The 23,324-nt window shown below is 59.9% G+C and carries 19 protein-coding genes; 12 read left to right on the forward strand and 7 right to left on the reverse strand.

Annotated features, from left to right (window positions below; genetic code table 11):
• The first annotated feature begins 347 nt into the window (after positions 1–347).
• Genes hemC through P0D68_RS06240 form a run of 3 tightly spaced genes read left to right on the forward strand, consistent with a single transcriptional unit; the run spans position 348 to position 4,557 of the window.
• Entirely contained in the window at positions 348–1,346 is a 999-nt protein-coding gene (gene hemC / locus P0D68_RS06230) for a hydroxymethylbilane synthase (RefSeq protein ID WP_408297452.1), read from the forward strand.
• Positions 1,346–3,364 (forward strand): fused uroporphyrinogen-III synthase HemD/membrane protein HemX, encoded by a 2,019-nt coding sequence (gene hemDX, locus P0D68_RS06235; protein WP_408297450.1) that lies wholly within the window; start codon positions 1,346–1,348, stop codon positions 3,362–3,364. Before hemC ends, hemDX begins: the two co-directional genes overlap by 1 nt.
• 2 nt (positions 3,365–3,366) lie before the next feature.
• Positions 3,367–4,557 carry a heme biosynthesis protein HemY gene (locus P0D68_RS06240; protein WP_091796275.1) on the forward strand — a complete coding sequence of 397 codons (1,191 nt, stop codon included), beginning with the start codon at positions 3,367–3,369 and terminating at the stop codon, positions 4,555–4,557.
• A gap of 171 nt (positions 4,558–4,728) precedes the next feature.
• On the opposite strand, the gene P0D68_RS06245 is transcribed toward P0D68_RS06240, so the two are convergent.
• The gene (locus P0D68_RS06245) at positions 4,729–5,193 is read right to left on the reverse strand and encodes a hypothetical protein (protein ID WP_408297448.1); all 465 of its coding nucleotides are present in this window, start codon (positions 5,191–5,193) and stop codon (positions 4,729–4,731) included.
• A 655-nt stretch (positions 5,194–5,848) separates the two neighbouring features.
• Between P0D68_RS06245 and P0D68_RS06250 the strand changes: the two genes are divergently transcribed.
• From P0D68_RS06250 to P0D68_RS06260, 3 genes are all read left to right on the forward strand, one after another.
• Positions 5,849–6,469 (forward strand): DUF5343 domain-containing protein, encoded by a 621-nt coding sequence (locus P0D68_RS06250; RefSeq protein ID WP_408297446.1) that lies wholly within the window; start codon positions 5,849–5,851, stop codon positions 6,467–6,469.
• The gene (locus P0D68_RS06255; protein ID WP_408297444.1) at positions 6,466–7,029 is read left to right on the forward strand and encodes a Swt1 family HEPN domain-containing protein; all 564 of its coding nucleotides are present in this window, start codon (positions 6,466–6,468) and stop codon (positions 7,027–7,029) included. Before P0D68_RS06250 ends, P0D68_RS06255 begins: the two co-directional genes overlap by 4 nt.
• A gap of 370 nt (positions 7,030–7,399) precedes the next feature.
• The gene (locus P0D68_RS06260) at positions 7,400–9,184 is read left to right on the forward strand and encodes an AAA family ATPase (protein ID WP_408297442.1); all 1,785 of its coding nucleotides are present in this window, start codon (positions 7,400–7,402) and stop codon (positions 9,182–9,184) included.
• A gap of 619 nt (positions 9,185–9,803) precedes the next feature.
• Here the strand turns inward: P0D68_RS06260 and P0D68_RS06265 are convergent.
• A complete protein-coding gene (locus tag P0D68_RS06265; protein WP_408297440.1) occupies positions 9,804–10,700 on the reverse strand; it encodes a DUF5677 domain-containing protein in 897 nt (298 codons plus the stop codon).
• Between the two features lie 128 nt (positions 10,701–10,828).
• On the opposite strand from P0D68_RS06265, the gene P0D68_RS06270 reads away from it, so the two are divergent.
• On the forward strand, positions 10,829–11,191 hold the full coding sequence (locus P0D68_RS06270; protein ID WP_408297438.1) for a hypothetical protein: 363 nt from the start codon (positions 10,829–10,831) through the stop codon (positions 11,189–11,191).
• A gap of 242 nt (positions 11,192–11,433) precedes the next feature.
• Positions 11,434–12,123, forward strand: coding sequence for a DUF1889 family protein (locus tag P0D68_RS06275; protein ID WP_408297436.1), 690 nt, complete (start codon positions 11,434–11,436; stop codon positions 12,121–12,123).
• 310 nt (positions 12,124–12,433) lie between these two features.
• On the opposite strand, the gene P0D68_RS06280 is transcribed toward P0D68_RS06275, so the two are convergent.
• From P0D68_RS06280 to P0D68_RS06290, 3 genes are all read right to left on the reverse strand, one after another.
• Entirely contained in the window at positions 12,434–13,753 is a 1,320-nt protein-coding gene (locus P0D68_RS06280; RefSeq protein WP_408297434.1) for an MFS transporter, read from the reverse strand.
• A 154-nt stretch (positions 13,754–13,907) separates the two neighbouring features.
• Positions 13,908–14,666 (reverse strand): SDR family oxidoreductase, encoded by a 759-nt coding sequence (locus tag P0D68_RS06285; protein ID WP_091796257.1) that lies wholly within the window; start codon positions 14,664–14,666, stop codon positions 13,908–13,910.
• A 51-nt stretch (positions 14,667–14,717) separates the two neighbouring features.
• Positions 14,718–16,157 carry an aldehyde dehydrogenase family protein gene (locus P0D68_RS06290; RefSeq protein ID WP_408468142.1) on the reverse strand — a complete coding sequence of 480 codons (1,440 nt, stop codon included), beginning with the start codon at positions 16,155–16,157 and terminating at the stop codon, positions 14,718–14,720.
• Between the two features lie 253 nt (positions 16,158–16,410).
• Here P0D68_RS06290 and ppa point away from each other — a divergent pair, with 253 nt between their 5' ends.
• Together ppa and P0D68_RS06300 are read left to right on the forward strand one after the other, a co-directional pair.
• A complete protein-coding gene (gene ppa / locus P0D68_RS06295) occupies positions 16,411–16,938 on the forward strand; it encodes an inorganic diphosphatase (protein WP_408297430.1) in 528 nt (175 codons plus the stop codon).
• A gap of 271 nt (positions 16,939–17,209) precedes the next feature.
• Complete coding sequence (locus P0D68_RS06300; protein ID WP_408297428.1) at positions 17,210–19,309, forward strand: FUSC family protein; 2,100 nt, start codon at positions 17,210–17,212, stop codon at positions 19,307–19,309.
• A 30-nt stretch (positions 19,310–19,339) separates the two neighbouring features.
• Here the strand turns inward: P0D68_RS06300 and P0D68_RS06305 are convergent, their stop codons facing one another.
• Together P0D68_RS06305 and P0D68_RS06310 are read right to left on the reverse strand one after the other, a co-directional pair.
• Positions 19,340–19,666, reverse strand: a complete 327-nt coding sequence (locus P0D68_RS06305; protein ID WP_408297426.1) for a GIY-YIG nuclease family protein — start codon at positions 19,664–19,666, stop codon at positions 19,340–19,342.
• Positions 19,667–19,675: 9 nt separating this feature from the next.
• Entirely contained in the window at positions 19,676–20,845 is a 1,170-nt protein-coding gene (locus P0D68_RS06310) for a GNAT family N-acetyltransferase (RefSeq protein ID WP_091800703.1), read from the reverse strand.
• 133 nt (positions 20,846–20,978) lie between these two features.
• Here P0D68_RS06310 and P0D68_RS06315 point away from each other — a divergent pair, with 133 nt between their 5' ends.
• Together P0D68_RS06315 and glnK are read left to right on the forward strand one after the other, a co-directional pair.
• Entirely contained in the window at positions 20,979–22,667 is a 1,689-nt protein-coding gene (locus P0D68_RS06315; protein WP_408297424.1) for an NAD+ synthase, read from the forward strand.
• 136 nt (positions 22,668–22,803) lie between these two features.
• On the forward strand, positions 22,804–23,142 hold the full coding sequence (glnK, locus tag P0D68_RS06320; RefSeq protein ID WP_006048444.1) for a P-II family nitrogen regulator: 339 nt from the start codon (positions 22,804–22,806) through the stop codon (positions 23,140–23,142).
• The last annotated feature ends 182 nt before the right edge of the window (positions 23,143–23,324 follow it).

A 23,324-nucleotide genomic window follows, 5' to 3' on the forward strand; every position in this document is an offset into this window, starting at 1 on the left:
ACTGCACTATGAACTGCAACGTGAACAGCAAGTGAACTGCAAGAAGCGGTCTGCGCCGATGGCGATACGCCTGAGAGGAACTGCGCGCCTTCATACTGCCGAGCGTTTGCACGACGCGCATGTGAAGCGCTTGCGGCACGTTGCGCCGCATTGCATCATCCCGCATGCCGGAGCACGGTGCGCGAACGACCGTGCTTGAACAGGCGGGGTCTGGGCCGGCGCGCGCCGCGCGAAGCCCGTCTCCTCGATCGATACCGCTTCAGCACGGCGCTCCACTGCGTCTTGAGACGCGAGAGCGCGTGCTAACATTGATTGTTATTACATCCCGTCACTCGATCAGCAAGCTAATGAACACCGAGACGTTTTCCACGCCACCCCACACGCTTGTGATTGCGTCGCGAGAGAGCCGCCTGGCCATGTGGCAAGCGGAGCATGTGCGATGTGCGCTGCACAAATTATATCCATCTTGTGACGTAAAAATCCTCGGAATGACAACACGTGGCGATCAAATTCTCGATCGCACTTTGTCGAAGGTTGGTGGTAAGGGCCTCTTCGTCAAGGAACTGGAAGCCGCGTTGGCCGACGGCCGCGCCGACCTCGCCGTGCATTCGCTCAAGGACGTGCCGATGGCATTGCCCGAGGGCTTCGCGTTGTCCACCATCATGGAGCGCGAAGATCCGCGCGACGCGCTGGTCTCCAACACGTACGACTCGCTTGCCGCGTTGCCGGAAGGCGCCGTGGTCGGCACCTCCAGCCTGCGTCGCGAAGCCATGCTGCGCATGCGCTATCCGCATCTCGTAGTGCGGCCTTTGCGCGGCAATCTGGACACGCGCCTCGCCAAACTCGATCGCGGCGATTACGCGGCGATCATTCTGGCGGCGGCCGGTCTCAAGCGTCTGGGTCTGGGCGAGCGCATTCGCGCGTTGCTCGATCCTGAAGACAGCTTGCCCGCAGCGGGGCAGGGCGCGCTCGGCATCGAGATTCGCGCCGACCGTGCGGACCTCGCGGCATGGCTCGCGCCGCTGCATCACGAACATACGGCCGCTGCCGTCGAAGCAGAGCGCATGGTCTCGCGCGCGCTCGGCGGCAGTTGCGAAGTGCCGCTCGCCGCGTATGCCACCTGGCACGACGGCGCGCTGCATCTGCGCGGCATCGTCGCGACGCCGGACGGCCAGCGCGTGTTGAGCGCGCACGCGTCGGCGCCCGCGCCTACCGTCGAGCATGCGCTCGCGCTCGGCCAGGAAGTCGCGGACGCGCTCGCGCAGCAAGGCGCGATGGACATCGTTCGCGCACTCGGCACCGCCGGCGGCGCCGCTGCGGCGGACAGCGCGGTGACCGGCGAGTGATGGCGGCCGATACTCCCGGCAACGCATCCCCAGCCGTCGACAAGGCGGCGTTCACGGTCGTGATTACACGACCGGCCGGTCAGTCGAACGAACTGATCGCACGGCTCGCCGAAGTCGGCCTCGCCACGCTCGACTTTCCATTGATCGACGTCGCACCCGTCACGGACGAGGCGCCATTGCGCGCGGCGTTGAGTTCGCTCGAACGCTATGCGCTCGTCGTATTCGTGTCGCCGAATGCCGTCGATCATGCCTTCGCCCACAGCGACACGATCTGGCCGCATGCGCTGCCGATCGGCGTGGTCGGTCCCGGCAGCGTGCAGGCGCTGGCTCGCCACGGCGTGAGCGCGCCGGCGTACAACGTGATCAGCCCGCCCTCCGGCGCGGATGAAGAAGCCGCGCGTTTCGATTCAGAAGGCCTCTTCGCGGCGATCGACATGGCGCTCGGCGCGACGAACCTGGAAGGCAAGCGCGTGCTGATCGTGCGCGGCGACGGCGGCCGCGAATGGCTCGCCGAGCGTCTGCGTGAAGCCGGCGCCGAAGTCGAGACCGTCGCGGCGTACCGGCGCCTCGTGCCGGAACCGTCGATAGGCGGCTGGGCGCGCGTGCACGAACTGCTCGCGGGCGAACCGCACGCGTGGCTGCTCACCAGTTCCGAAGGCGTGCGCAATCTGCACGAACTGGCGCAAGACCACCTCACCGTCGACGAAATCGTGCAGCTCAAACGCGCCACGCTTGTCACGCCGCATCCGCGAATTGCGCAGACCGCGCGGGCATTGGGTTTTGATAGCATTACGGTGTCCGGCGCGGGCGATGAGCGCATTGTCCGCACCCTGCTTGCCGCCGTCCCGACCGTAGTTCAACCGGTACCGTCCAACCCGGCTCATTCACCGGCTAAATCACGCATGACTGAAACGAACGCATCCACGAACGCTTCACCCCAGCCTGCCGCGACCACTGCGTTGCCGCCGAATCCACCCTTCACGCCCTACGAAGCGCAAAAGCGTTCTAGCGCGAGCGGACCGCTGCTGTGGTTTGTCGTCGTGATCATTGCTTGTGCCGCGGGCGTGGGCGGCTATGCGCTCAATCGCAAGGTGGAGCGCACCGAGCAGCAACTCGTGCAGCGCCAGCAGGCCAACGACACGCAGACCAACGAACTGCGCATCAAGACGGACCAGGCGCTCGCCACCGTGCATCAATCGGACTCGCAGGTCGCGCAACTGGAAGGCAAGCTCGCCGATGCGCAAAGCGCGCAGCAGGCGCTGCAACAACAGTACGCGGATCTCGCGCGCAATCGCGACGACTGGACGCTCGCCGAAGTCGGCCAGATGCTCTCGGCCGCCAGCCAGCAGTTGCAGCTCACCGGCAACACGCAGCTCGCGCTGTTCGCGCTGCAAAGCGCCGACACGCGACTCGCCGCGTCGGACAGCCCGCAAGCGGTCGCCGTGCGCAAGGCGATCGCGCAGGACATCGACAAGCTGAAGGCCGCGCCGTCCACCGACCTCACGGGTCTGGCCATCAAGCTCGACAACGCGATCGACCACGTGGACGACCTGCCGCTCTCCGGCGAAGCACCGATCCCCCATGCCACGCCGCAAGCTGCAACGTGGGCCGATACGGCCAAGGTGGCCGCGGCCACCGGCGAGCCGCGCTGGAAGGTGTGGTGGCGCGAGGTGAGCACCGGCATCGGCCAGCAGTTGACGAGCCTCGTGCAGGTGCGCCGTATCGACAATGCCGACGCGATGCTGGTCACGCCCGATCAGGGCTACTTCGTGCGCGAGAATCTCAAGCTGCGCTTGCTGTCGGCGCGTCTTGCCTTGCTCTCGCGTAACGAGACTACGCTGAAATCCGACCTGCTCGCGGCGCAGAATGCGCTGACGCGCTACTTCGACAATTCGTCGAAGAAAACCCAGACCGTGAGCGATCTCGTCAAGCAGGTGCAGGCGGGCTCGGCCGCGGTTGAACTGCCGAATCTGAGCACCAGTTTGCAGGCCGTCAATCAATACCGGAGCCGAGGTTAATCATGGCGATCCGGGGACTTCTATGGCTTGCATTGCTGTTCGCCATTGCCGTGGTGCTGGCGGTGGTGGGACGCTTCGATATGGGGCAGGTGCTGCTGATCTATCCGCCGTACCGTGTGGACATGTCGTTGAATCTGTTCGTGGTCGGACTGGTCGTGCTGTTTATCCTGCTGTATGCGCTGCTGCGCATCTTCCGCAATATCTGGCGCATGCCGCAACGTGTGGCCGCGTATCGCGCGCGTTCGCGCGTCGCGAAAGCGCATGCCGCGCTGCGTGATGCGATCGGCAACCTGTATGCCGGGCGTTTTTCGCGCGCTGAAAAGGCGGCCAAAGACGCGCTCGCGAATGGCGACAACAAGGGCGCGGCCGGTTTGATCGCGGCCACTGCCGCGCATCGCATGCATGAATATGCGCGGCGCGACGAATGGCTCGCGCAGATCAACGAAGCCGACTGGCAGGACGCTCGCCTGATGGCCACCGCCGACATGCGCGCGGATGGCCGCGACGCGGACGGCGCGCTGACCGCGCTGACCGAAATGCAGTCGCAGGGCGCGCGGCGGATTCACGCGCAGCAGATCACGTTGCGCGCGCAACAGCAGTTGAAGAACTGGGGCGAGGTGCTCAAGCTCGTTAAGACGCTGGAAAAACGCGAAGCGATTCATCCGGCCGTGGCGGTGCGCTTGCGTCAGATCGCGGCGGAAAACCTGTTGCGTGACCGGCGCCACAATGCCGACGCGCTGCTGGAGTTGTGGAATTCGCTGTCGGCCACCGAACGCCATTCGCCGCGTCTCGCGGATCTCGCCGCCGAGTTGCTGGTGGCGCTGAACCGTCCGCAGGAAGCGCGCAAGATCGTCGAGGAAGCGCTGGCGCAAAACTGGGACGCGCGTTTGCTGCGCCGCTATCCGGATACGGCGGGCGGCGACGCGTTGCCGCTGATTCAGAAGGCCGAAGCGTGGCAGAAGGATCGTCCGGAAGATGCGGACCTGATGTTCGCGCTGGGCCGCTTGTGCCTGCATCAGCAACTGTGGGGCAAGGCGCAATCGTTCCTCGAACGCGCGCTGAAACTCGCGGACAACGAGACGCTGAAGATTCGCTCGCATCGCGCGTTGGCGCGCTTGCATGAACAGCTCGGCGATACGGAGAAGGCGAGCCAGCATTATCGCGAGAGTGCGTTGGCGATGAATATTGTTTGAGGTTTTTTGGGGCGGCGTGTTTGTTCTTGGTGCGCTGCTTTGAGCGCTTGAGACGGCTGGTTTTAGTACATGAGTTGATGGGTTGATGGCCGCAGCGGATGCTGCGGCCATTTGTTTTTGTGCGGGCGGTTGCCTGTTATGCGAGGCTCGATTTGATCGCTTGGGGCGGTCTTAGTGCGGCGCGGTGGACGGCTGTTGCACGGTTGCGGACGGCGACTCGATCGCGCTTTTCGTGGAGGGCTTTTTGCGGGGCGACGCTTTGGTTGCTTCGATCGACGCCTCCGCTCGCTGCGACGCTTTAGTCAGCAAGTTCGTCGCATGCTGCGCCGTGAGGCGGCTGCGCGCGACGCCCTTCGCGTCGAGTGCAATCACCTGGAACAACTCGCGGTCGTATTCGAGATCCTGCTGATACTGCTCGGCCGTGTCCACCAGCAATTCGAGCAGCGTCTGACGACGCTTTCTTTCGTCGTGGGTAATCGCAGGATTTCTAACTATCGATGACGCAAGGGTAATCAACGTGTCCAGTTGACCCAGCTGCCGGTCGCATAAATCGAACGCGGAAAGGGCAAGTTTTTCGTACTGGAGTGCGTCGACTGGCGGACGTGACGCCGGTTGGGTTTTGACGGGCCTGGTCATGGTGCGACCTCCTTGTTGGTGGGGTGGATCGCCCGGACACGCTTCTTTGGGGGGAGGGGTGAGCGGGCACATGGCAGGGTGACAGACCGGTGTTACGTCAAGCCGGCGAGCCTCGCGGCTCCCCTACCAAGGCCCGCCCATTGAATATAGACGTGCAGAGATAGACGCACTCCCGCCTGAGCGGGGTGCGGACGTAACAAACAGGCTGTCATTCCTGATCGCTGGGTGTTTCCCGACGACTTGGTGATTATAAGGGAGTGGGGCTGTCTCGGATTTAGTCTTGGGGGGTAAATGGTGGGATTGGCTGAAGGGATAAGGGTGGGTGGGGCGGGAGGGTGATTGGGGCTTTGCCGATGTCCGCGCAGTTTTTGTAGGCAACCTAGCGGCCATTGCGGCTTGTGGCGCTACATTCGATAACGGTCTTCTGAGTACGTCGAATTGGAAAATGTGCAGGACTGAAGCCGACCTTTACCTGCCAGTCAAGCTCACGCCGTCGCAATGATCGTTTCTGATGTGTAGCCGCCGCCTGCTCCGTCGATCTGATTGTTGGAGCCGTCGCTCAACGAGGCTATACTTTTCTCCGACACATTAGAGCGTCGCGACGTCGAACATATGGCGGCACACCTTCTCAAAAATCCAAATCGTCGGGGGCACAATGGCAGCGGAACTTCCTTATCTTGCAAGTTATAAAAACGTCGCCGAGCTCTTTCAGCGGATTGCGTCAGCAAAGAAACCCGAGTCTTTCACGACCCGATATTTGGCAGACACAATCGGTCTTAAAAGTGCGACCGATCGCCAACTTATCGCCTTACTCAAGGCATTAGGATTTTTGGATAGTGCTGGACGTCCAACCTCAAGCTATGATCAGTTAAAGAATTCAAATCGTGCACCTAAGGCTATCGCGATTGCTGTTCGCAGAGCGTATGAGCCGTTATATGCCGCAAACGAGAAGGCTCACGACTTATCAAATTCAGAATTGAAAGGGTTAATATCTCAGGTAGCAGGTTCTGATACCGGTATGACAGCGAAGATTCAAGGAACATATACTTCGCTTGTCAAGATTTCTGATTTTGGCGAGGAAGACTCTATTAAACATGAATCAACTCAAGCCCCTGTAAAGGAAGGTGATGAGTCTGCGGTTAATGTCGAGCGCACCTCGGGAATTCGGCTAAAGCCGGAGTTTCATTACAATATTCAAATTCACTTGCCTGCCAATGCCACTGAAGAAACTTATTTAAACATTTTTAACGCTCTTCGTAGGTCCTTCGAATCATGAACGATCAACGACTTGCGCTCTTTCTTATGCTTGGTCAAACGGCGTCTCGCGAGATGCGGAATCTACCAGGCTTGGTTCCCCCTGAACCCCTTCGAGTTTCTGCGTCGCACGATTTGGCTGCTACTATGCCGGAAACTGTCCGCGCGGCAATCGAAGCAGCGGAAGCGTATAAATTATTTTATGCCTTCGAGAACTATCTCAGAGAATTTGCTATTGAGGTTCTTTCGAACGATGCCGCGGACGAGTGGTGGCCGAAATTACCTCAAGATGTTCGAGATGAGATCGGAAAATTAGAGGAAAACGAGGAATCGAAGAGTTGGATGGCTCTCGGATCTCGGGATAAATCCGCACTCATGACGTACCCACAAATCCTTCGAGTAATCGACCATTGTTGGAAAAGTCATTTTGAAGATCTGATACGTGACAAAGCGCTTATTCAAGAGGCTAGAATGATCGGTCATCTTCGAAATGCCATTTGTCACATGTCATCTATTCCGGACGAGGAGATCTCGCGAGTCCGCCAAGTAATGCGGGATTGGTTTCGTCGTGTAGCGCCGTAAGCGATGACGAATGGAACACATTATTGCTATAAGTTTTTTTGAGCTTCGGATCGTTACTGGCCCCATATACTCGGAGTGGCGCTAATCATGCAAACATCTCATTTGCATGCGATAGCGGACATTCAAATTGCACACGTGGCGTCACGCTAACCGTCCATCTACGGCCGGGAACGGAAGGTCTGGCAGCGCGATGAAGCGGCGGATTGGTACCCCTGTTGCAGTTAGAGGACGACCGTCTCCGATGTGTCGGACGCTCAGCGACCGCCGTTCGCCTGCCATTGATTAAAGGGGGGGGGGGCATAGCACAGTCGTATGATGTTGCCTCAGTCGCCCGATCGAGCATGAGCGATCGTTGGTTATTGAGTTCTACGTGAACGAAAAAAGACAGTCAAAAATGCAGAACGTTTATTTGCAGGGTCTTAAACTAACCAACTATCGCGGAATCGGGCCAAAGCAGCAGACGATGGCTCCTTTCAAGACATTTAATTTTTTTATCGGTGCGAATAACACGGGGAAATCGGCGGTACTTTCGTTCATCTCGCGTCACATTCCGCCCAAGTTGAGTACACCTGGCGTTAGCGCCGTGTCGACCGTTGATCTCTTGGAACTACACGGGGGAGTAACGGGTACGCCTATCTCCATGGCATTGGGGATCGAAGCCAGTATTTTTGTGTCAGCAGTTATGGACCGGATACCTCACCCGTCCCACCGGGATCAGGCGACTTTATACGTGACTCGTATAACCGCAGCATTATCGAGTGACGGCTATGTATGGTTCAAATCCCGTGTGCCGTACGAACAAAAGCTAGCGCTTATCTACGATTTTGCATCCGTAACAACCGTGGTTAATCATGACGCTTGGCGCTTTGTTTGGAACATTCTTACGGGTCGGCAGGGAGGTGGCATACAGGCGTGGATTCAGGAAACAATGCTGGCTTTGGAGGGTATAGCGAAACTTCACATGCCCGCCAGTTATCTGATCCCGGCAATCCGTGAAGTGGGACCTTCTGGCAATAAGCTTGAAGACTACAGCGGGAAGGGGTTGATTGACCGCCTAGCGGAAATTCAAAGTCCAGACCATGATAAAAGGTCTGATAGGAAGCTATTCGATAAAATAAATAATTTTTTGGCGACCGTTACGGGAGTTGATTCGGCTCAAATTGAAATACCGCACAATCGCCAGCATATTCTTGTTCACATGGATGGAAAGGTTCTTCCTTTGTCATCGCTCGGGACCGGGATCCATGAAGTAATCATGCTGGCGTCGTTTTGTACGCTGATTCAGGGTGGCATTGTTTGTGTGGAAGAGCCTGAAATACACTTGCATCCGATTTTACAGAGAAAATTGATTCGATATCTTCAGGAAAATACCGACAACCAATATTTTATTGCAACTCATTCGGCGAGCTTTATCGACACACCGGGCGCGGCGATCTTTCACGTAACTAACGATGGTAAGCAAACTCAAATTCGCGAGAGTGTGCTTAATAGGGAGAGATTTTCTATTTGTGTCGATTTGGGCTGCAAAGCGTCAGACCTCGTTCAGGCGAATTCGGTGATTTGGGTGGAAGGTCCGTCAGATCGGATATACATTAGAAGATGGCTGGAAGAAGCAGCGCCAGATTTTATTGAAGGAATACATTACTCAATCATGTTCTATGGCGGGCGGCTATTAAGCCACTTGAGCGCAGGCGATGACGAAATCGAAGATTTTATCAGCCTTCGCTCGTTGAACCGTCATGTCGCATTGATTATGGATAGCGACAAAGAGGCGATTGATGATTCGATTAATTCGACGAAACAGCGATTGATCGATGAATTTTCGAAACATGGCGGCGTTGCATGGCTTACGGAGGGTCGAGAAATTGAAAATTATGTGCTTCATTCTGAATTGCAAGCTGCAGTAGCGGAAGTTTATAAAACGTCGTACGTGAAAGCCAGCAAAGGCGGTCAATTCGATCACGCGCTGTATTTCCGCCGCCGGAAGACGAAGGGCTTGGGCTCTTCAGAAACGGAGACGGTTATCACCGAGCAGAACGTCGACAAGGTCAAAGTAGCGCATACAGTTTGCGCCAATGGCGCAAATTTGGACGTTCTTGATTTGCGGAAGAAGGTTGCGGAGCTTGTCGCGATGATCCAGGAGGCAAATGGATGAGTGAGATTGCCGCGACGTTTAGGGGGGAAGTGCGCCAGCGAGTGCGTCGCGAACCCTCCTAGCCCTTTCAGGGCTGGGTATGGCTGGACCTCCTGCGACATGTTATCAATTGTGTGACTGTGCGAAGGTCCGCTGTCCTCTTCAGAGCCGACGCCTGAGTGTCCGCCTCAGCGCTCGGGCGAGCGTCCGAAACTGGCCGTGCCCGGTCCGACGTTGATGGGCGGCTATTGATCGGTCCGCGTCGGCAGAAGCCGACCCACTTCGGACGTTCCACTCGTCTCCCGTGATCGGCCGTCACCGTGCGAACAGCGGACGTTAAACCCGCAGCGTTAAACCCGCAGCGTTAAGCCTTCCCTCTATTCTGCGGAGATCGAGAAGTGAACGACTGCTGACGCGCGACGACGCATGCGGTATGCGCGGCCAAGGAGCTGGCGGCGGGGACGAAGAAGGCGCGGTGTCGCCCTGAAACCCGTGTCGGGTTTGACTCCCAGTCTACGGAGTACAACTTCACCCCTGCTCGTACCCCTACTTTGAGACGCAAGCAATTTCTTGCATTGTGGAATCTTACATTTCGTGCCAGCGAGGATGGCACGGAAAAAGCTGCATCAGAAAAGCCCGACTAAGATTCCTTGCTTTTCTTGGCATCGTACTCACCGTCATACAGGCTATCAAATGTGCGGAAGAGACGGGTATTCACCCGCTCGATCCAGTCCATCGTCCCTTTGAAATTATCATCATATGCGTCGATACGCTGGAGCCACAGCCGGAAAGGCTTGATAGTAAAATTCACAATTGGCGTCACGTACCTTACGTCAGCGGGATGGTAGTCGGTGAAGGCGGAGAATGTCCCGTCATCATTGCGGACCAAGCCCCAATCCATAGACTCGTTCCAAGAGCCGTGGATTGATTCAGACATCATTCCGTAGGTGGCCGGATAGAGATCGTCGTGTTCGATCTCGGCGAAAATGTCCCGGAAGCTTTTTCCCTGGAGCCGCCATTTATTTTTCTTCTGTTCCGAAAAATCGTCCTTAGTCAGGCCTTCAAAATCCATCTTGTCTTTGACGGCAGCGAGCAAACGCTTCCCCGCTTTCGTGTCGAAAAAGACTGATCCGCTCTCTAATTCCCTGAGAATCCTGAGCCGATCCTTGTAAGAACACTTACGGTAATCCTTGATCACGGTGGCGTCGTTCAGCATCAGATAGCTGGCGATCGTTGTAGCTTCGATGAGAGGGCGCTCGAAGATCGCGATAACCTCGGCGTTATCTTGCTCGTGATACTTCACGCATTCCTTAAGGAGCTTGCAGATGCGGACCAGGAGTCCGAGGATAGGTGCGTCATCGATCGAATATCCTGTCGGATTGCGCTCGACATTACTCATCCTTATGAGGGCATCATAAATCTCTGCGACATCTTTGAAGAATTGGACCGAGAACGTGTGTAGCCCTTCAAGAGAGCTGAAATGCTTCTCGATGTAGGGTGGCTGATACTTTTCCGTAATCTGGGTGAATTCGATCATGCCTCAGCGTATCATGTGATAGCTATATCTTGGACAAGTTCATGGCGCGTCGTGACGAGAGAGGCAAAGTGTCGTCATGCTAGGATTTGTCGGCTGAGCGTGCCCCAGAGCACCAACAGGAGACCTCCATGAATACACCCAGCGACGTTCATCTCACAGCAAAACAATTGATCGCGGACGAGATCCGCTCGCTGTTCCCTGAGGGCGCTGAATTCCACTCGATTAACCCGCGCAACTTTTTTGTCCTCTGGCCGTTGCACGGGCAACCTGAGGATCGCACCAAGTGGTCGCGTAGCGTTTCGATTTACTTTTCTGATCAATTTCTCGAAGCCATCGTGACATTGTCGGAGGAGGCTTGTCGCCCACACATCGAGGAACTTAGCAGGATCATCACGGAAAGGATGGTGGGGTTCGACGAGGGCCGCGCGATTCCATATGGGCAAGTCAAGGACGCCCTTATCGTGGATGTTGCGCAAGACCTCGCGATCTGACTGCCGACCTCGGGACATCCCACCCCTTTGATTCTAGGGCCTCCGTTCGGGGATACGGACGGTTGTTGACGAGCCGTCGCCGCCTCGCAAGCGGATCTCCTCGTTCATGACCTTTAGATGGGCTTCAACGGTTGGATGGAGTGCATACCTACGCTCCGAACGACGCCGAAATGATTGCTGCGCTAGCTGTTGAAGGTGTGATACGGTGATTAGGCTCCGAAAACCATCCTGCAGGTCTCTCCATGCCATCTCAGACTCCTAGGTTTCTCGTTGAAAACGTCGGTCCGAATATCGCCACAGCCAAACTTGCAATGGCTGAAGCCGTCAAGTACTGCGCCTCGAACAAAATTGCGAACATTTCCCTAGTGGTTCCTGCGAAGGGGCATTTTCTCGGCGGGACGATCGCGGAAATGCTGGGCGATAAGACTGCAAAAGCATTACACGCAGGGCAGTCTGTGAAGGTAGGTGGCTCGAATATCAGCGTAACGCTTGCGTATCCCACACGCATCGCTGCCGTTCAAGCCAATACGCTTCTCCTTGGCGCTCATCTATCGACGTCTGATATGGGCAAACTAGATGACTGTGCGTCGCCAGCCGCGATCGTTTATCTTCCTTGGAGCGAGACCGAAGGTAAAGAGTGGTTGTCGCTTTGGCAGCCATCAATCTGGGGAAACGCCTCGTGGCAAGTCGCCGCGCCCTCGATGGATCCGGCGGTAATAGCAGCGTTGGAGAGCCTTCAAACCCGCGTCAATGTGGCAACTGGCCTGGCTCATCCGTCAGACAAGAAAGATGCGCTAGCGACCTTCAAGGTGTTGCGACAAGCGGGGCATCCGGTTAATGCAAACGAGGTGCGGAATTGGGCTTTGCGTAACAGTTGGGATCAGCGCGGCGCAGGCGACCTTGAGGCTGTGGCAAAGAAATACGAAAGTTAATTCAATGGGCGACGCCGGATCTTGCTGCGGGACTGCTGCGGGAAGCGACCAGATCGTTGTTCAACCACTTTTGGTCAATAATCTGAGTCCTGCATGATGACCGATTCGGCCGATGAACTGCGAACGACGCTGCTAGGTTCAGTGGCCGCTTTTGAAGTGCTACCGACGCCAGAATGTCAAACTGCGTCTACCCGTGAACGTCGCTTCCTGGCCGACTACCGCCTCACGCCCTTGGCAGCAGTCGGCCAACATTTGTCAAGACCGGCGAGACCTCAGCAGCAAGTCACCGCCAAAGGCGCACTTCAAGTCCTCACTTATTAACCATCTTCGCCGGCACACTAACCGCCAGCAACCCACCCAGCACCATAAACGCCGCCAACATATACATCCCCGAATCATTAGCAGCCGTAGCCTGCTTCAACCACCCCACCGCATACGGACTCAAAAACCCCGCCAGATTCCCAATCGAATTAATCATCGCGATGCCAGCAGCCGCGCCAGTCCCCGCTAAAATCGCCGTAGGCAAACTCCAAAACAACGGCAGGGTAGTAAGAATCCCCATCGTCGCAAGCGTAAGCGAAGCCATCGCCAGCACAGTGTTATGCGTCCACACGACAGAAAGCACCAACCCAATCGCCCCCGCAAACGCAGGCAGCGCAATATGCCACCGCCGCTCCCGCTTCCTATCCGCACTACGCGACACAAACACCATCGCCACCACAGCCCCCGCGAACGGAATCGCCGACAGCAACCCAATCATGAAAGCATCCGTCACCCCAGTCGCCTTAATAATCGTCGGCAACCAGAAGCTCACCCCATACAACCCCATCACAAACGAGAAGTACGTCAGACTGAGCATCAACACCCGCCCACTCGTGAGCACCTGACGAATCGGCATGTCATGCTTGGTCGCTTCCTCCGCGGACACATGCCGCTCGAGCAACTGCTGCTCTTCCTTGGTCAGCCACTTCGCCTTCGAGATCCGATCGTCCAGCATGGCGAACACCATGATCCCGACGATCACCGAAGGAATCCCTTCGAGCAGAAACAGCCACTGCCAGCCATGCCAGCCGTTCAAGCCGTTAAAGGTCTTCAGGATATAACCCGACACCGGCCCGCCGATCACACCCGACAACGCAATCGCCGTCATGAACCACGTCGTCATGCGACCACGCCGATGCGACGGATACCAGTACGTCAGATAAAGAATGATCCCAGGAAAGAACCCCGCTTCAGCCAGACCGAGCAGAAAGCGCATCACATAAAACATCGTCGGCGTAGTCACGAACATGGTCAGCATGGAGATCACGCCCCACGACACCATGATCCGCGCAATCCACACCCGTGCGCCGACCTTATGCAAAATCACATTGCTCGGAATCTCGAAGATGAAATAGCCGACAAAGAAAATCCCCGCGCCGAAGCCGTACACCGCATCGCTCAGCCCAAGGTCGCTGGTCATTTGCAGCTTGGCGAAACCGACGTTGACGCGATCCAGATACGCGACCACGTAACAGAGCATCAGAAGCGGCGCGAGCCGCCAGGTGACCTTGCGGTAGGTGGCCTCTTCGAAAGTGGAAGGTGGCGCACCCGCGCCGGGATGGTGGAGCGGATTTGCGGGACTAGCCATGGTGTCTCCTCTTTTCTTGTGGAATTGAAGTACCGCCGTCGATCGATTCTATCCGCGCTCAGTGCTTTGCACGACGAATCGATACCGGGGGAAAACACTGACTGCGGCGAGGGCGGCGCAGCGGCCGCCCTCGCTAGAATGGTCCGACGCGGCGCTACACGCAGCGCCCGCCGTCTACTTCGAGGCACACGCCGGTGATGAATTCCGCCTCGTCCGAGGCCAGATAAAGCGCGGCGTTGGCAATATCCTGCGGCGTCGAGAAACGCCCGAGCGGAATGCCGGCGAGAAAGCGCTGGCGATTTTCCGGCGTATCTTCCACGCCCATGAATTCGGACAGCAGCGCCGTCTCGCCGATCACCGGATTCACGCAGTTCACCCGAATCCGGTCCGGACCCAGCTCGACCGCCAGCGACTTGCTCGCGATAATCACCGCGCCTTTGCTGCCGTTGTACCAGACGAGCCCGGGGCGCGGCCGCACACCCGCCGTGGACGCAATATTGATGAAGCAGCCGCCGCCTTGCTCGCGGAAATACGGCACGAATTCCTGCACGCTCCAGTAGATGCTTTTCACATTCACCGCGTAGACGCGGTCGAATTCGGCTTCCGTGACTTCCATCACCGGCTTGTTGCGATGCGTGGTGCCGGCGTTGTTGACGACGATCTGCACGCTGCCGAAGTCTTCCAGCGCGGCCGCGCGCAGCGTCTGCCAGTCCTCACGCTGGGCGACGTTGCCCGCCACCGCGATCGCCTTGCCGCCGGCCAGCGCGATTTCGCTCGCCACGCGCTCGGCGGCCGGGCCGTTCAGATCGTTGACCACCACGTTCGCGCCTTCGCGCGCGTAGGTCTTCGCAATGCCTTCACCGAAACCCGAGCCGCCACCTGTGACGATGGCTGTTTTACCTGTCAACCGCATGATGTCTCCGTTGTTCGTTGTGGATGGTGATGCCAGTGCGTGCCGCGCAGGCTAACCGTGCCGGATGGCAATGGTCTTCAGTACGGTGAACCCATAGAGCGCTTCGAAGCCTTTTTCGCGTCCGTGGCCCGAATGCTTGACGCCGCCGAACGGCAATTCCACGCCGCCGCCCGCGCCATAGTTGTTGATGAACACCTGGCCGGAGCGTAGGCGGCGCGCGAGCCGCATCTGCCGTGCGCCGTCGCGCGTCCAGATGCCGGCGACCAGACCGAATGGCGTGCCGTTGGCGAGCTTCAAAGCTTCGTCTTCATCGCTGAACGACATGGCGGCCAGCACCGGTCCGAATACTTCGTGGCGCGCGAGGCGGTGGCTCGCGGGCACGTCGCGCAACAGCGTGGGCGCCTGATAGAAGCCGGCTTCCGGCGCTTCGGGAATCACCTCGCCGTGCGCCGCCATGGCGATGCCGTCGTGTTGCGCATCGTTGAGGAAGTCCCACACGCGCCGCTGCTGTTTCGCGCTGATCAGCGGCCCGCAGTCGAGGTCGGCCTGCGAAGGGCCGACGCGCAACGCGTGAAACGCGCTGCTCAGTCGGTCGAGCAAGGGCTCGTAAATGGCCCGGTCGATCAGCACGCGGCTACCCGCCGAGCAGGTCTGCCCGGCGTTTTGCACGATCGCCGACACCAGCACGGGCAGCGCGGCGTCGAGGTCGGCATCGGCGAAAACGATTTGCGGCGATTTGCCGCCGAGTTCCAGCGTGACCGGCACGTGATTCTCGGCGGCCATTTGCGTGACGAGCTTGCCGGTCTCCGGCGAGCCGGTGAACGAAATGTGATCGATGCCCGGATGACGCGCGAGCGCCGCGCCGGCTTCATGGCCGTAGCCGGTGACGATATTCAGCGCGCCGGCCGGCAAACCGGCCTCGGCCGCGAGTTCGGCGACGCGCAGCACGGACAGGCACGCATCTTCGGCCGGCTTGACGACGCACGCGTTGCCGGCGGCGAGCGCCGCGCCCACGCTGCGCCCGAAAATCTGCATGGGGTAATTCCACGGCACGATATGGCCGGTCACGCCGTGCGGCTCGCGAATGGTCAGCACCGTATAGCCGGTCTGGTAAGGCAGCGTTTCGCCGTGCAGCTTGTCCGCCGCGCCGGCGTAAAACTCGAAATAGCGGGCGAGGGCGGCGGAATCGCCGCGCGCCTGCTTGAGCGGCTTGCCGGTGTCGCGGGCTTCGAGTTGGGCGAGTTCCTCCTGGCGCGTGGCGACCAGCATGGACAGCCGGTACAGAATGCGGCCGCGTTCGGCGGCGCTGGCCTGGCCCCAGGGGCCTTCGAACGCGCGGCGCGCGGCGTGCACGGCGGCGTCGATATCCGCCGCGGTGCCGCGCGCGAGTTGGGTGAAGGGTTGGCCGTCCGAAGGATCGAGTACGGCGATCGTCTCGCCGCCTGATGCAGCGGACCATTCGCCGCCGATGAAATGCCGGGCTTCTTCCATGCATGCTCCTTGAGGTGTCACGAGCACCGCGCGGCGGTGACGTGGTGTTCACAAACGAGAGGCACAATCGAGAGACGCCCGACGATTATCGCCCCGATGTTCCGAGGGATGCCATTAGGTGATTGGCTATAATGCCGTATTCAGCACTGTCCGGCCGCAGCGCCGCTGCTCGAGGCGAGTTTTACGTTGCATCCCGTTCGAGCAAGCGCGCCGCACGCCGTGTTCCGAATTCCATCCCGACCAGAGAGCGCTCATGAGCTTCAATAACGTCCCCGCAGGCAAAGACCTTCCGCAAGATTTCAACGTCATCATCGAAATCCCGGCGCAAAGCGATCCGGTGAAGTACGAAGCCGACAAGGAAACGGGCCTGCTCCACGTCGATCGTTTCATCAGCACGGGCATGCGCTATCCGGCTAACTACGGCTACATTCCGCAAACGCTGTCGGGCGACGGCGACCCGGTCGACGTGCTGGTGATCACGCCGTTCCCGCTGCTGGCTGGCTCCGTGGTGCGTGCCCGCGCACTCGGCATGCTGCAAATGACCGACGAATCCGGCGTGGACGCGAAGCTGGTTGCCGTCCCGCACGACAAGGTCTGCCCGATGACCGCCAACCTGAAGTCGATCGACGACGTTCCGGCGTACCTGAAAGATCAGATCAAGCACTTCTTCGAGCAATACAAGGCGCTCGAGAAGGGCAAGTGGGTGAAGGTCGAAGGCTGGGCGGATATCGACGCCGCGCACAAGGAAATCACCGAAGGCGCGGCGAACTACAAGAAGTAAGCTGCGTCACGTTTGGTGGATAAAAAACCGCGCGAGCCTGCAAGGGCCGCGCGGTTTTTTCATTCGCAAGTCGAAGCGGGAGGCGGGCGCGTTGCATAGTCTTCAGAAAGGGCGCATAGACGCAGCGCATCGGTTGGATGAACCGAATGCATTTTTATAATTAGGGGTAAACCCTTATCATGGGGCATCCGTTGCGCTGACGTTGTTGCGCCGGCCTTTCTCGATGCGCTGATGCGGCGCCAATCCCTGTTCTTCTGAGCCCACCGTCCGGATGCTGAATCGCAAGTCCAACCCGTCGTCGTCTTCGCTGCGCTGGTCGAACTGGCTGTATGCCGTCGCGAGCGCGATCTATCGCAAGCGGCCGGTCTGGATGGTGTCGTTTTCCACGAGCGAGGCCAGTCTGTCGGAAGGCTTGAGAGCGGCTTGCGCATCCACTGCCATGCTCGCGCTCGGCAATGTACTGCACGAACCGATGTTCGCGTGGGCCGCGATCGGCGCCTTCTGGACCTGTCTCGCCGATGCCGCCGGCTCCAACCGCGCCCGCTTTGCATCGATGATGGGCTTCGCAGTACTGTCCACGGTGTGCGGTGGCTTGACCTCTTTCGCGTCCGCAGAGGGAACGGTGGTCGCCGCGCTCGCGGTGCTGCTGTTCACGAGCCTCGGCGCGTTCGGCAGGATCTGGGGCGCGGCCACGTCGCAGGTGACGATTCTCGTGGCGACCGCCTGCGTCGTGATGGTCGACCGGCCGATGCATGATGTGCGGCAAGGTATGGCGTTTCTCGGTATCTACCTGGTCGGCTGCCTGTTCGCTGTCGCGCTGAGTCTGACGGTCTGGCGCATTCATCCGTTCGGCACGAGTCGCTCGACGCTGCGTGCCGTCTATCTGCGTCTGGCCGATATCGCGCTGGATAGCGCCCGGCTGCTCGAACGCCGCGCGGCTCGCGGCGAATGGGCCACGCATGCCGCGAAATTTCGCGCCGATGCCCGAGCCGCGCTCGAACGCTCGCGCAAAGTGCTGGCGCGGGTGCCCGCGTCGAGAACGGGCGGCCGCGAAACCTACGACACGCTGCTCGGTTTGCTGACCGATGGTGAAGCGTTGTTCGCGTATCTGATCGCCGTATCCGGCGCCTGTGAGCGAGCGCCGGATAACGCATGGCGCGCGAAACGCGCGGCGCGGCTGCTGGCCGTGATGGGCGACCTGCTGCGCGACATCGGCGCGGCCGTCAACGATGCGCAGTGGGAGCGTCTCACCGCGTTGCAATTGCGCTTGCGCCGCTTTGCGAAACGGCTCGAAACCGCGTTGTCGGAACCGGTGTCGCTGAAGTCCGATTTCGAACTGGTCGACTTCGCGCCGGTGTATGCGCAGCCCGAAGGCTGGCGCGACAGCGCCACGCGCCTCTTCACGCGCATCTGGGCTACGTTCAAGGCGAACCTGTCGGTCGAATCCGTCGGCTTGCGGCATGCGGCCCGCGTCGGCGTAACGACCTCCGCCGGCTTTCTCGTGATTCGCGCGCTCGGGCTGCCGTTCGGCTACTGGGCGACCATGGCGACGCTGCTGATCTTGCAGCCTTCGATTGCCGCGACTTGGCCGCGCAGTATCGAGCGGGCGGCGGGCAGCATCGTCGGCGGCGTGTTGGCGGCGGCGATCGGCTACGCGATTCATTCGCCGCTCGGCATTTCCCTCGCGGTGTTTCCGCTGGTGATGGCGACCATGGCGCTGCGTCCCGTCAGCTACAGTCTCTTCGTGCTGTTTCTCACGCCGACCTTCGTGCTGGTGGCCGACTTCGCGACGCCGGGCGCCAGCGAATTCGTCTATGCGATCACGCGGCTCGGCAATAACGTGCTCGGCTGCGTATTGGCGCTGCTGGCCACGTTCTATCTTTGGCCGACGCGCGAAAAGATCGACTACCGCGCGTATCTGGGCGAAGCGGTTCGCGCCAATCTCGCGTATCTGCGAGCCGCGCTGGCGTCGCCTCGCCGCAGCGAGAAGGAGATGGAGCGCTTGCGCCGGGCCGCTGGTCTGGGCAGCAATAACGCGGAAGAAGCGATCGGCCGGATGCGCCTTGAGAAACTCGAGGACTCGATGGCCGATACGGTGACGCTGACGGTGCTGAGCGTGTTGCGCAGAATGGCCGGCACCGCGACGCAACTGCGCCTGAGTACGAACCGGCGCGACACGCACGACGAACTCGACGCATGGATCGCGACCGTGAGCGCGGATATCGACGCCGCATTGGATCGGACCTTGCGGCCGGTGCGTCACGCGCTGCCGGCGCGGGAGGGGCTGACTTCGCTGGAAGCGGATGCGGTGGGGGAGCTTGCGTTGATGCATCGGCTGCTGAATGAGCGGATGCGAGAGGCGAGGGGATAGCGAGCCTGAACGAAGCCGAACGGCCTTCGTTCAGGACGCGCCGGTTGCCTGTTCCGTTCCCTCATCAACAACCACTTCAGGCTCCGGCAACGGCATTACAGACTCGAGCGTGCGCAGTCCCGCCGCCAACGCCCGTTTCTCCGATGCCGCGAGCCGCTTGACCCAATACTCGGCGCGCGACGCGCTCGACCGGTCCGTCAATTCGAACGACGCCAGCACCCGCAACGGCTTGCGTGAACGCGTATAACGCGCGCCTTCGCCGCTCACGTGTTTGTCGAAACGCGCCTGCACATCGACGGCAATGCCGGTATAAACGCTGCCGTCCGAGCATTCGAGCAGATAAAGAAACCACGCCATAAACGCGCTTCAGCCTTTGAACGGATTGTGTTCGCGCAACTCATCCACATACGCATGGATGCTGTTCTTTTCGTTGTCGAGAAAGTGGCCGACCGCATCCGCGAAAGCAGGGTGGGCGAGCCAGTGCGCCGAGCGCGTCACCGTGGGCAGGAAACCGCGCGCCATCTTGTGTTCGCCCTGGGCGCCGCCTTCAAACGCGCCGAGCTTTTCCTCGATGCAGAATTCGAGCGGCTGGTAGTACGCGGTTTCGAAGTGCAGGCACGGCACGTGTTCGAGCGCGCCCCAATAGCGGCCATACAGCGTACCGCCGGTTTTCGCGTCGCGCTGATACACCACCAGCGAACTCGCGATCGGCTTGCCTTCGTATTCGGCGATCACGAGCAGCAGATTCTCCGGCATCGACGCGCCGATCATGCGGAAGAAATCGAGGTTCAGATACGGACTCGAAAAGTGCTCGCGGTATGTCTGCCGATAACACTTGCTGAAGAAGCGCCAGTCCGCGTCCTGAATGTCCTCGCCGCGAATCCGGCGCATCGTCACGCCGGCCTCCTGCACTTTGCGCCGCTCGGCGCGAATGTTCTTGCGCTTCTTCTGTTCGAGCGTGGAGAGGAAATCGTCGAAGTCGCGATAGCCGTCGTTCAGCCAGTGAAACTGCACGCCTTCGCGTTGCATCATGCCCATGTCGGTGAGCGCATTGGCTTCCGTTTCGGTGGGAAACAGCACATGCAGCGACGACACGTCGGCCTGCTCCGCGAACGCCATCAGCGTGGCCGCCAGATGCTTGAGCGCATGCGTATCCGCCGATAACAACCGGTTGCCTTGCACGGGCGTGAACGGCACCGCGCACAGCAGCTTCGGGTAATACGGCAGACCGTTGCGCTTGTAGGCGTCGGCCCAGGCCCAGTCGAACACGTACTCGCCGTACGAATGCCCCTTCAGGTATACCGGCGCGGCGGCCACCAGCTTGTCCGTGCGCGGGTCCGTCAGCGTGACGAATTGCGGCGCCCAGCCGGTATCGGCGACCGCGCAACGGGTCGCATGCAGCGCGCTCAGGAACTCGTGCCGCAAAAACGGCGTGGGCTGCGACTGCTGGGCGAGGAGGGCATTCCATTCAGCGGCGTCCACCTCGGAGGGCGACGCCAGAATGCCCGTGCGATAATCAAAGCGTTCCTGGTTCAATCTGTGTGACTGTTCCCAATGAGCGGCGCGGCGCATTAGGCGCTACGTCGTTCGTTTATCCGATTTGTCCATTCCGTCGAGCTAACCAGCCGCGGTACTCGCAAGCCACGTCGGCTTGCCTGTCGATCCTGCCATGAAGACCCGAATCGCTCTTGCCCAAATCAATGTCACCGTCGGCGACTTCGCCGGCAATGTCGAAAAGATTGTCGCCGCCGCGCGCACCGCGCACAACGGTGGTGCGAAGCTGCTGATCGCGCCTGAACTCGCGCTCTCCGGCTATCCGCCCGAAGATCTGCTGCTGCGTCCCGCGTTTTATGCCGCGAGCGCGGCGGCGCTGGCCGACCTCGCTGTGCAACTGAAACCGTTCGCGGGCCTGCATGTGATCGTCGGCCATCCTTTCCGTGACGTGGCGCACGGCCATGGTAATGCAAACGCGCCGATCGAGCGCGGCGTGCCGCCGGTCGATACGTTCAACGCGGCGTCGCTGATCGTGGATGGCGAAGTGCGCGGCACGTATCGCAAGCAGGATTTGCCCAATACCGAGGTGTTCGACGAGAAGCGCTACTTCGCGTCCGACCCGCAGCCGTTCGTGTTCGAACTCGACGGCGTGAAGTACGGCGTGGTGATCTGCGAGGACGCATGGCATGCGTCGGCTGCGCAAATGGCGAAGGCGGCGGGTGCGCAAGTCGTGCTGATTCCGAACGGCTCGCCGTATCACCTGAACAAGGAAGCGGTGCGTTTCGACATTCTGCGCGCGCGGATTCGCGAGACCGGCCTGCCGATGGTCTACGTGAACATGGTCGGCGCGCAGGACGAACTGGTGTTCGACGGCGGCTCGTTCGTGCTCGACGCGCAAGGCGAACTGGTCGCCAAGATGGCGCAGTTCGAGGAAGCGACCGCGATCGTCGAATTCGAAAACGGCAAGCCGTTGCCCGCGGCGATCGCGCCGGATCTGTCGATCGAGGCTCAGGTTTATGCGGCGCTCGTCATGGGCGTGCGCGACTACATCAACAAGAACGGCTTTCCGGGCGCGCTGATCGGCCTGTCGGGCGGCGTGGATTCGGCGCTGGTACTGGCGGTTGCGTGCGACGCGCTCGGCGCGGACCGCGTGCGCGCGGTGATGATGCCGTCGCGCTACACGGCTGACATTTCCACGACGGACGCCGCCGAAATGGCGCGCCGCGTTGGCGTGCGCTACGACGAAATCGCCATCGCGCCGATGTTCGACGCGTTCCGCAGCTCGCTCGCGGAGGAATTCGCGGGCCGCGCCGAAGACGCCACCGAAGAAAACATTCAGGCGCGCATTCGCGGCACCTTGCTGATGGCGCTGTCGAACAAGTTCGGCTCGATCGTGCTGACCACCGGCAACAAGAGCGAAATGGCGGTGGGCTACTGCACGCTGTACGGCGACATGGCCGGTGGCTTCGCAGTCATCAAGGACATCGCGAAGACGCTCGTTTATCGCCTCTGCCACTACCGCAATCACGCCACCACTTTCAGCAAGCAGGACATCATTCCCGAACGGATCCTGACGCGCGCGCCGTCGGCGGAACTGCGCGAGAACCAGACCGATCAGGACAGCTTGCCCGAGTACGAAGTCCTCGACGCGATCATGCGCATGTACATGGAAGAGGACCGCTCGCTCGCCGAAATCATCGCGGCGGGCTACGCGGTGGAAGACGTGAAACGCGTCACGCGCCTCATCAAGATCAACGAGTACAAGCGCCGCCAGGCGCCGATCGGCATTCGCGTCACGCATCGCGCGTTCGGGCGCGACTGGCGTTATCCGATCACGTCGCGCTACACCGAACCGGTGGAGTGAGCCGCGCCGAATTCTCGGCCGATCGCTGCGGACTCAACCAAACCACGCGCCGGATTGCCGCAACGCATCCGGCGCGGCGTAGAATAAAAATCATCCATTTCCCTTTCACTCTTCCAGACACGAGACGAGGTCCGCCATGAAGCGCATCACTGCAGTCATCAAACCGTTCAAACTCGACGAAGTGCGCGAGGCGCTCGCTGAAGTCGGCCTCACCGGGCTGACTGTGACGGAGGTCAAAGGCTTCGGCCGGCAGAAAGGCCATACCGAGCTCTATCGTGGTGCAGAGTACGTGGTCGACTTTCTGCCGAAAGTGAAAATCGAAGTGGTGGTGGCGGATAACCAGTGCGATCAGGTGATCGACGCGATCATTGGCGCGGCACGCACCGGCAAGATCGGCGACGGCAAGATTTTCGTGGCCGACGTGGAGCGCGTGATCCGTATCCGCACCGGCGAAGAAAACGAAGCAGCGGTTTGAACCGCCTGACTTCGTCGCCTCGAAGCAGGGACCGGGCGCGGCGGAATCAACCCACCGCGTTCACAAGCGCGACGTGAACCAGGCATGCACCGAGGCGGTGCGCAAAAGCAGTGGCAAAACCGTCCGCTCAAATAAAAAACGGTGCGATACCCTTGCGGACATCGCACCGATACGCGCCTCTC

Origin of the sequence: Paraburkholderia sp. RL17-380-BIE-A, assembly GCF_046028085.1 — a bacterium.
Lineage (GTDB): Bacteria > Pseudomonadota > Gammaproteobacteria > Burkholderiales > Burkholderiaceae > Paraburkholderia.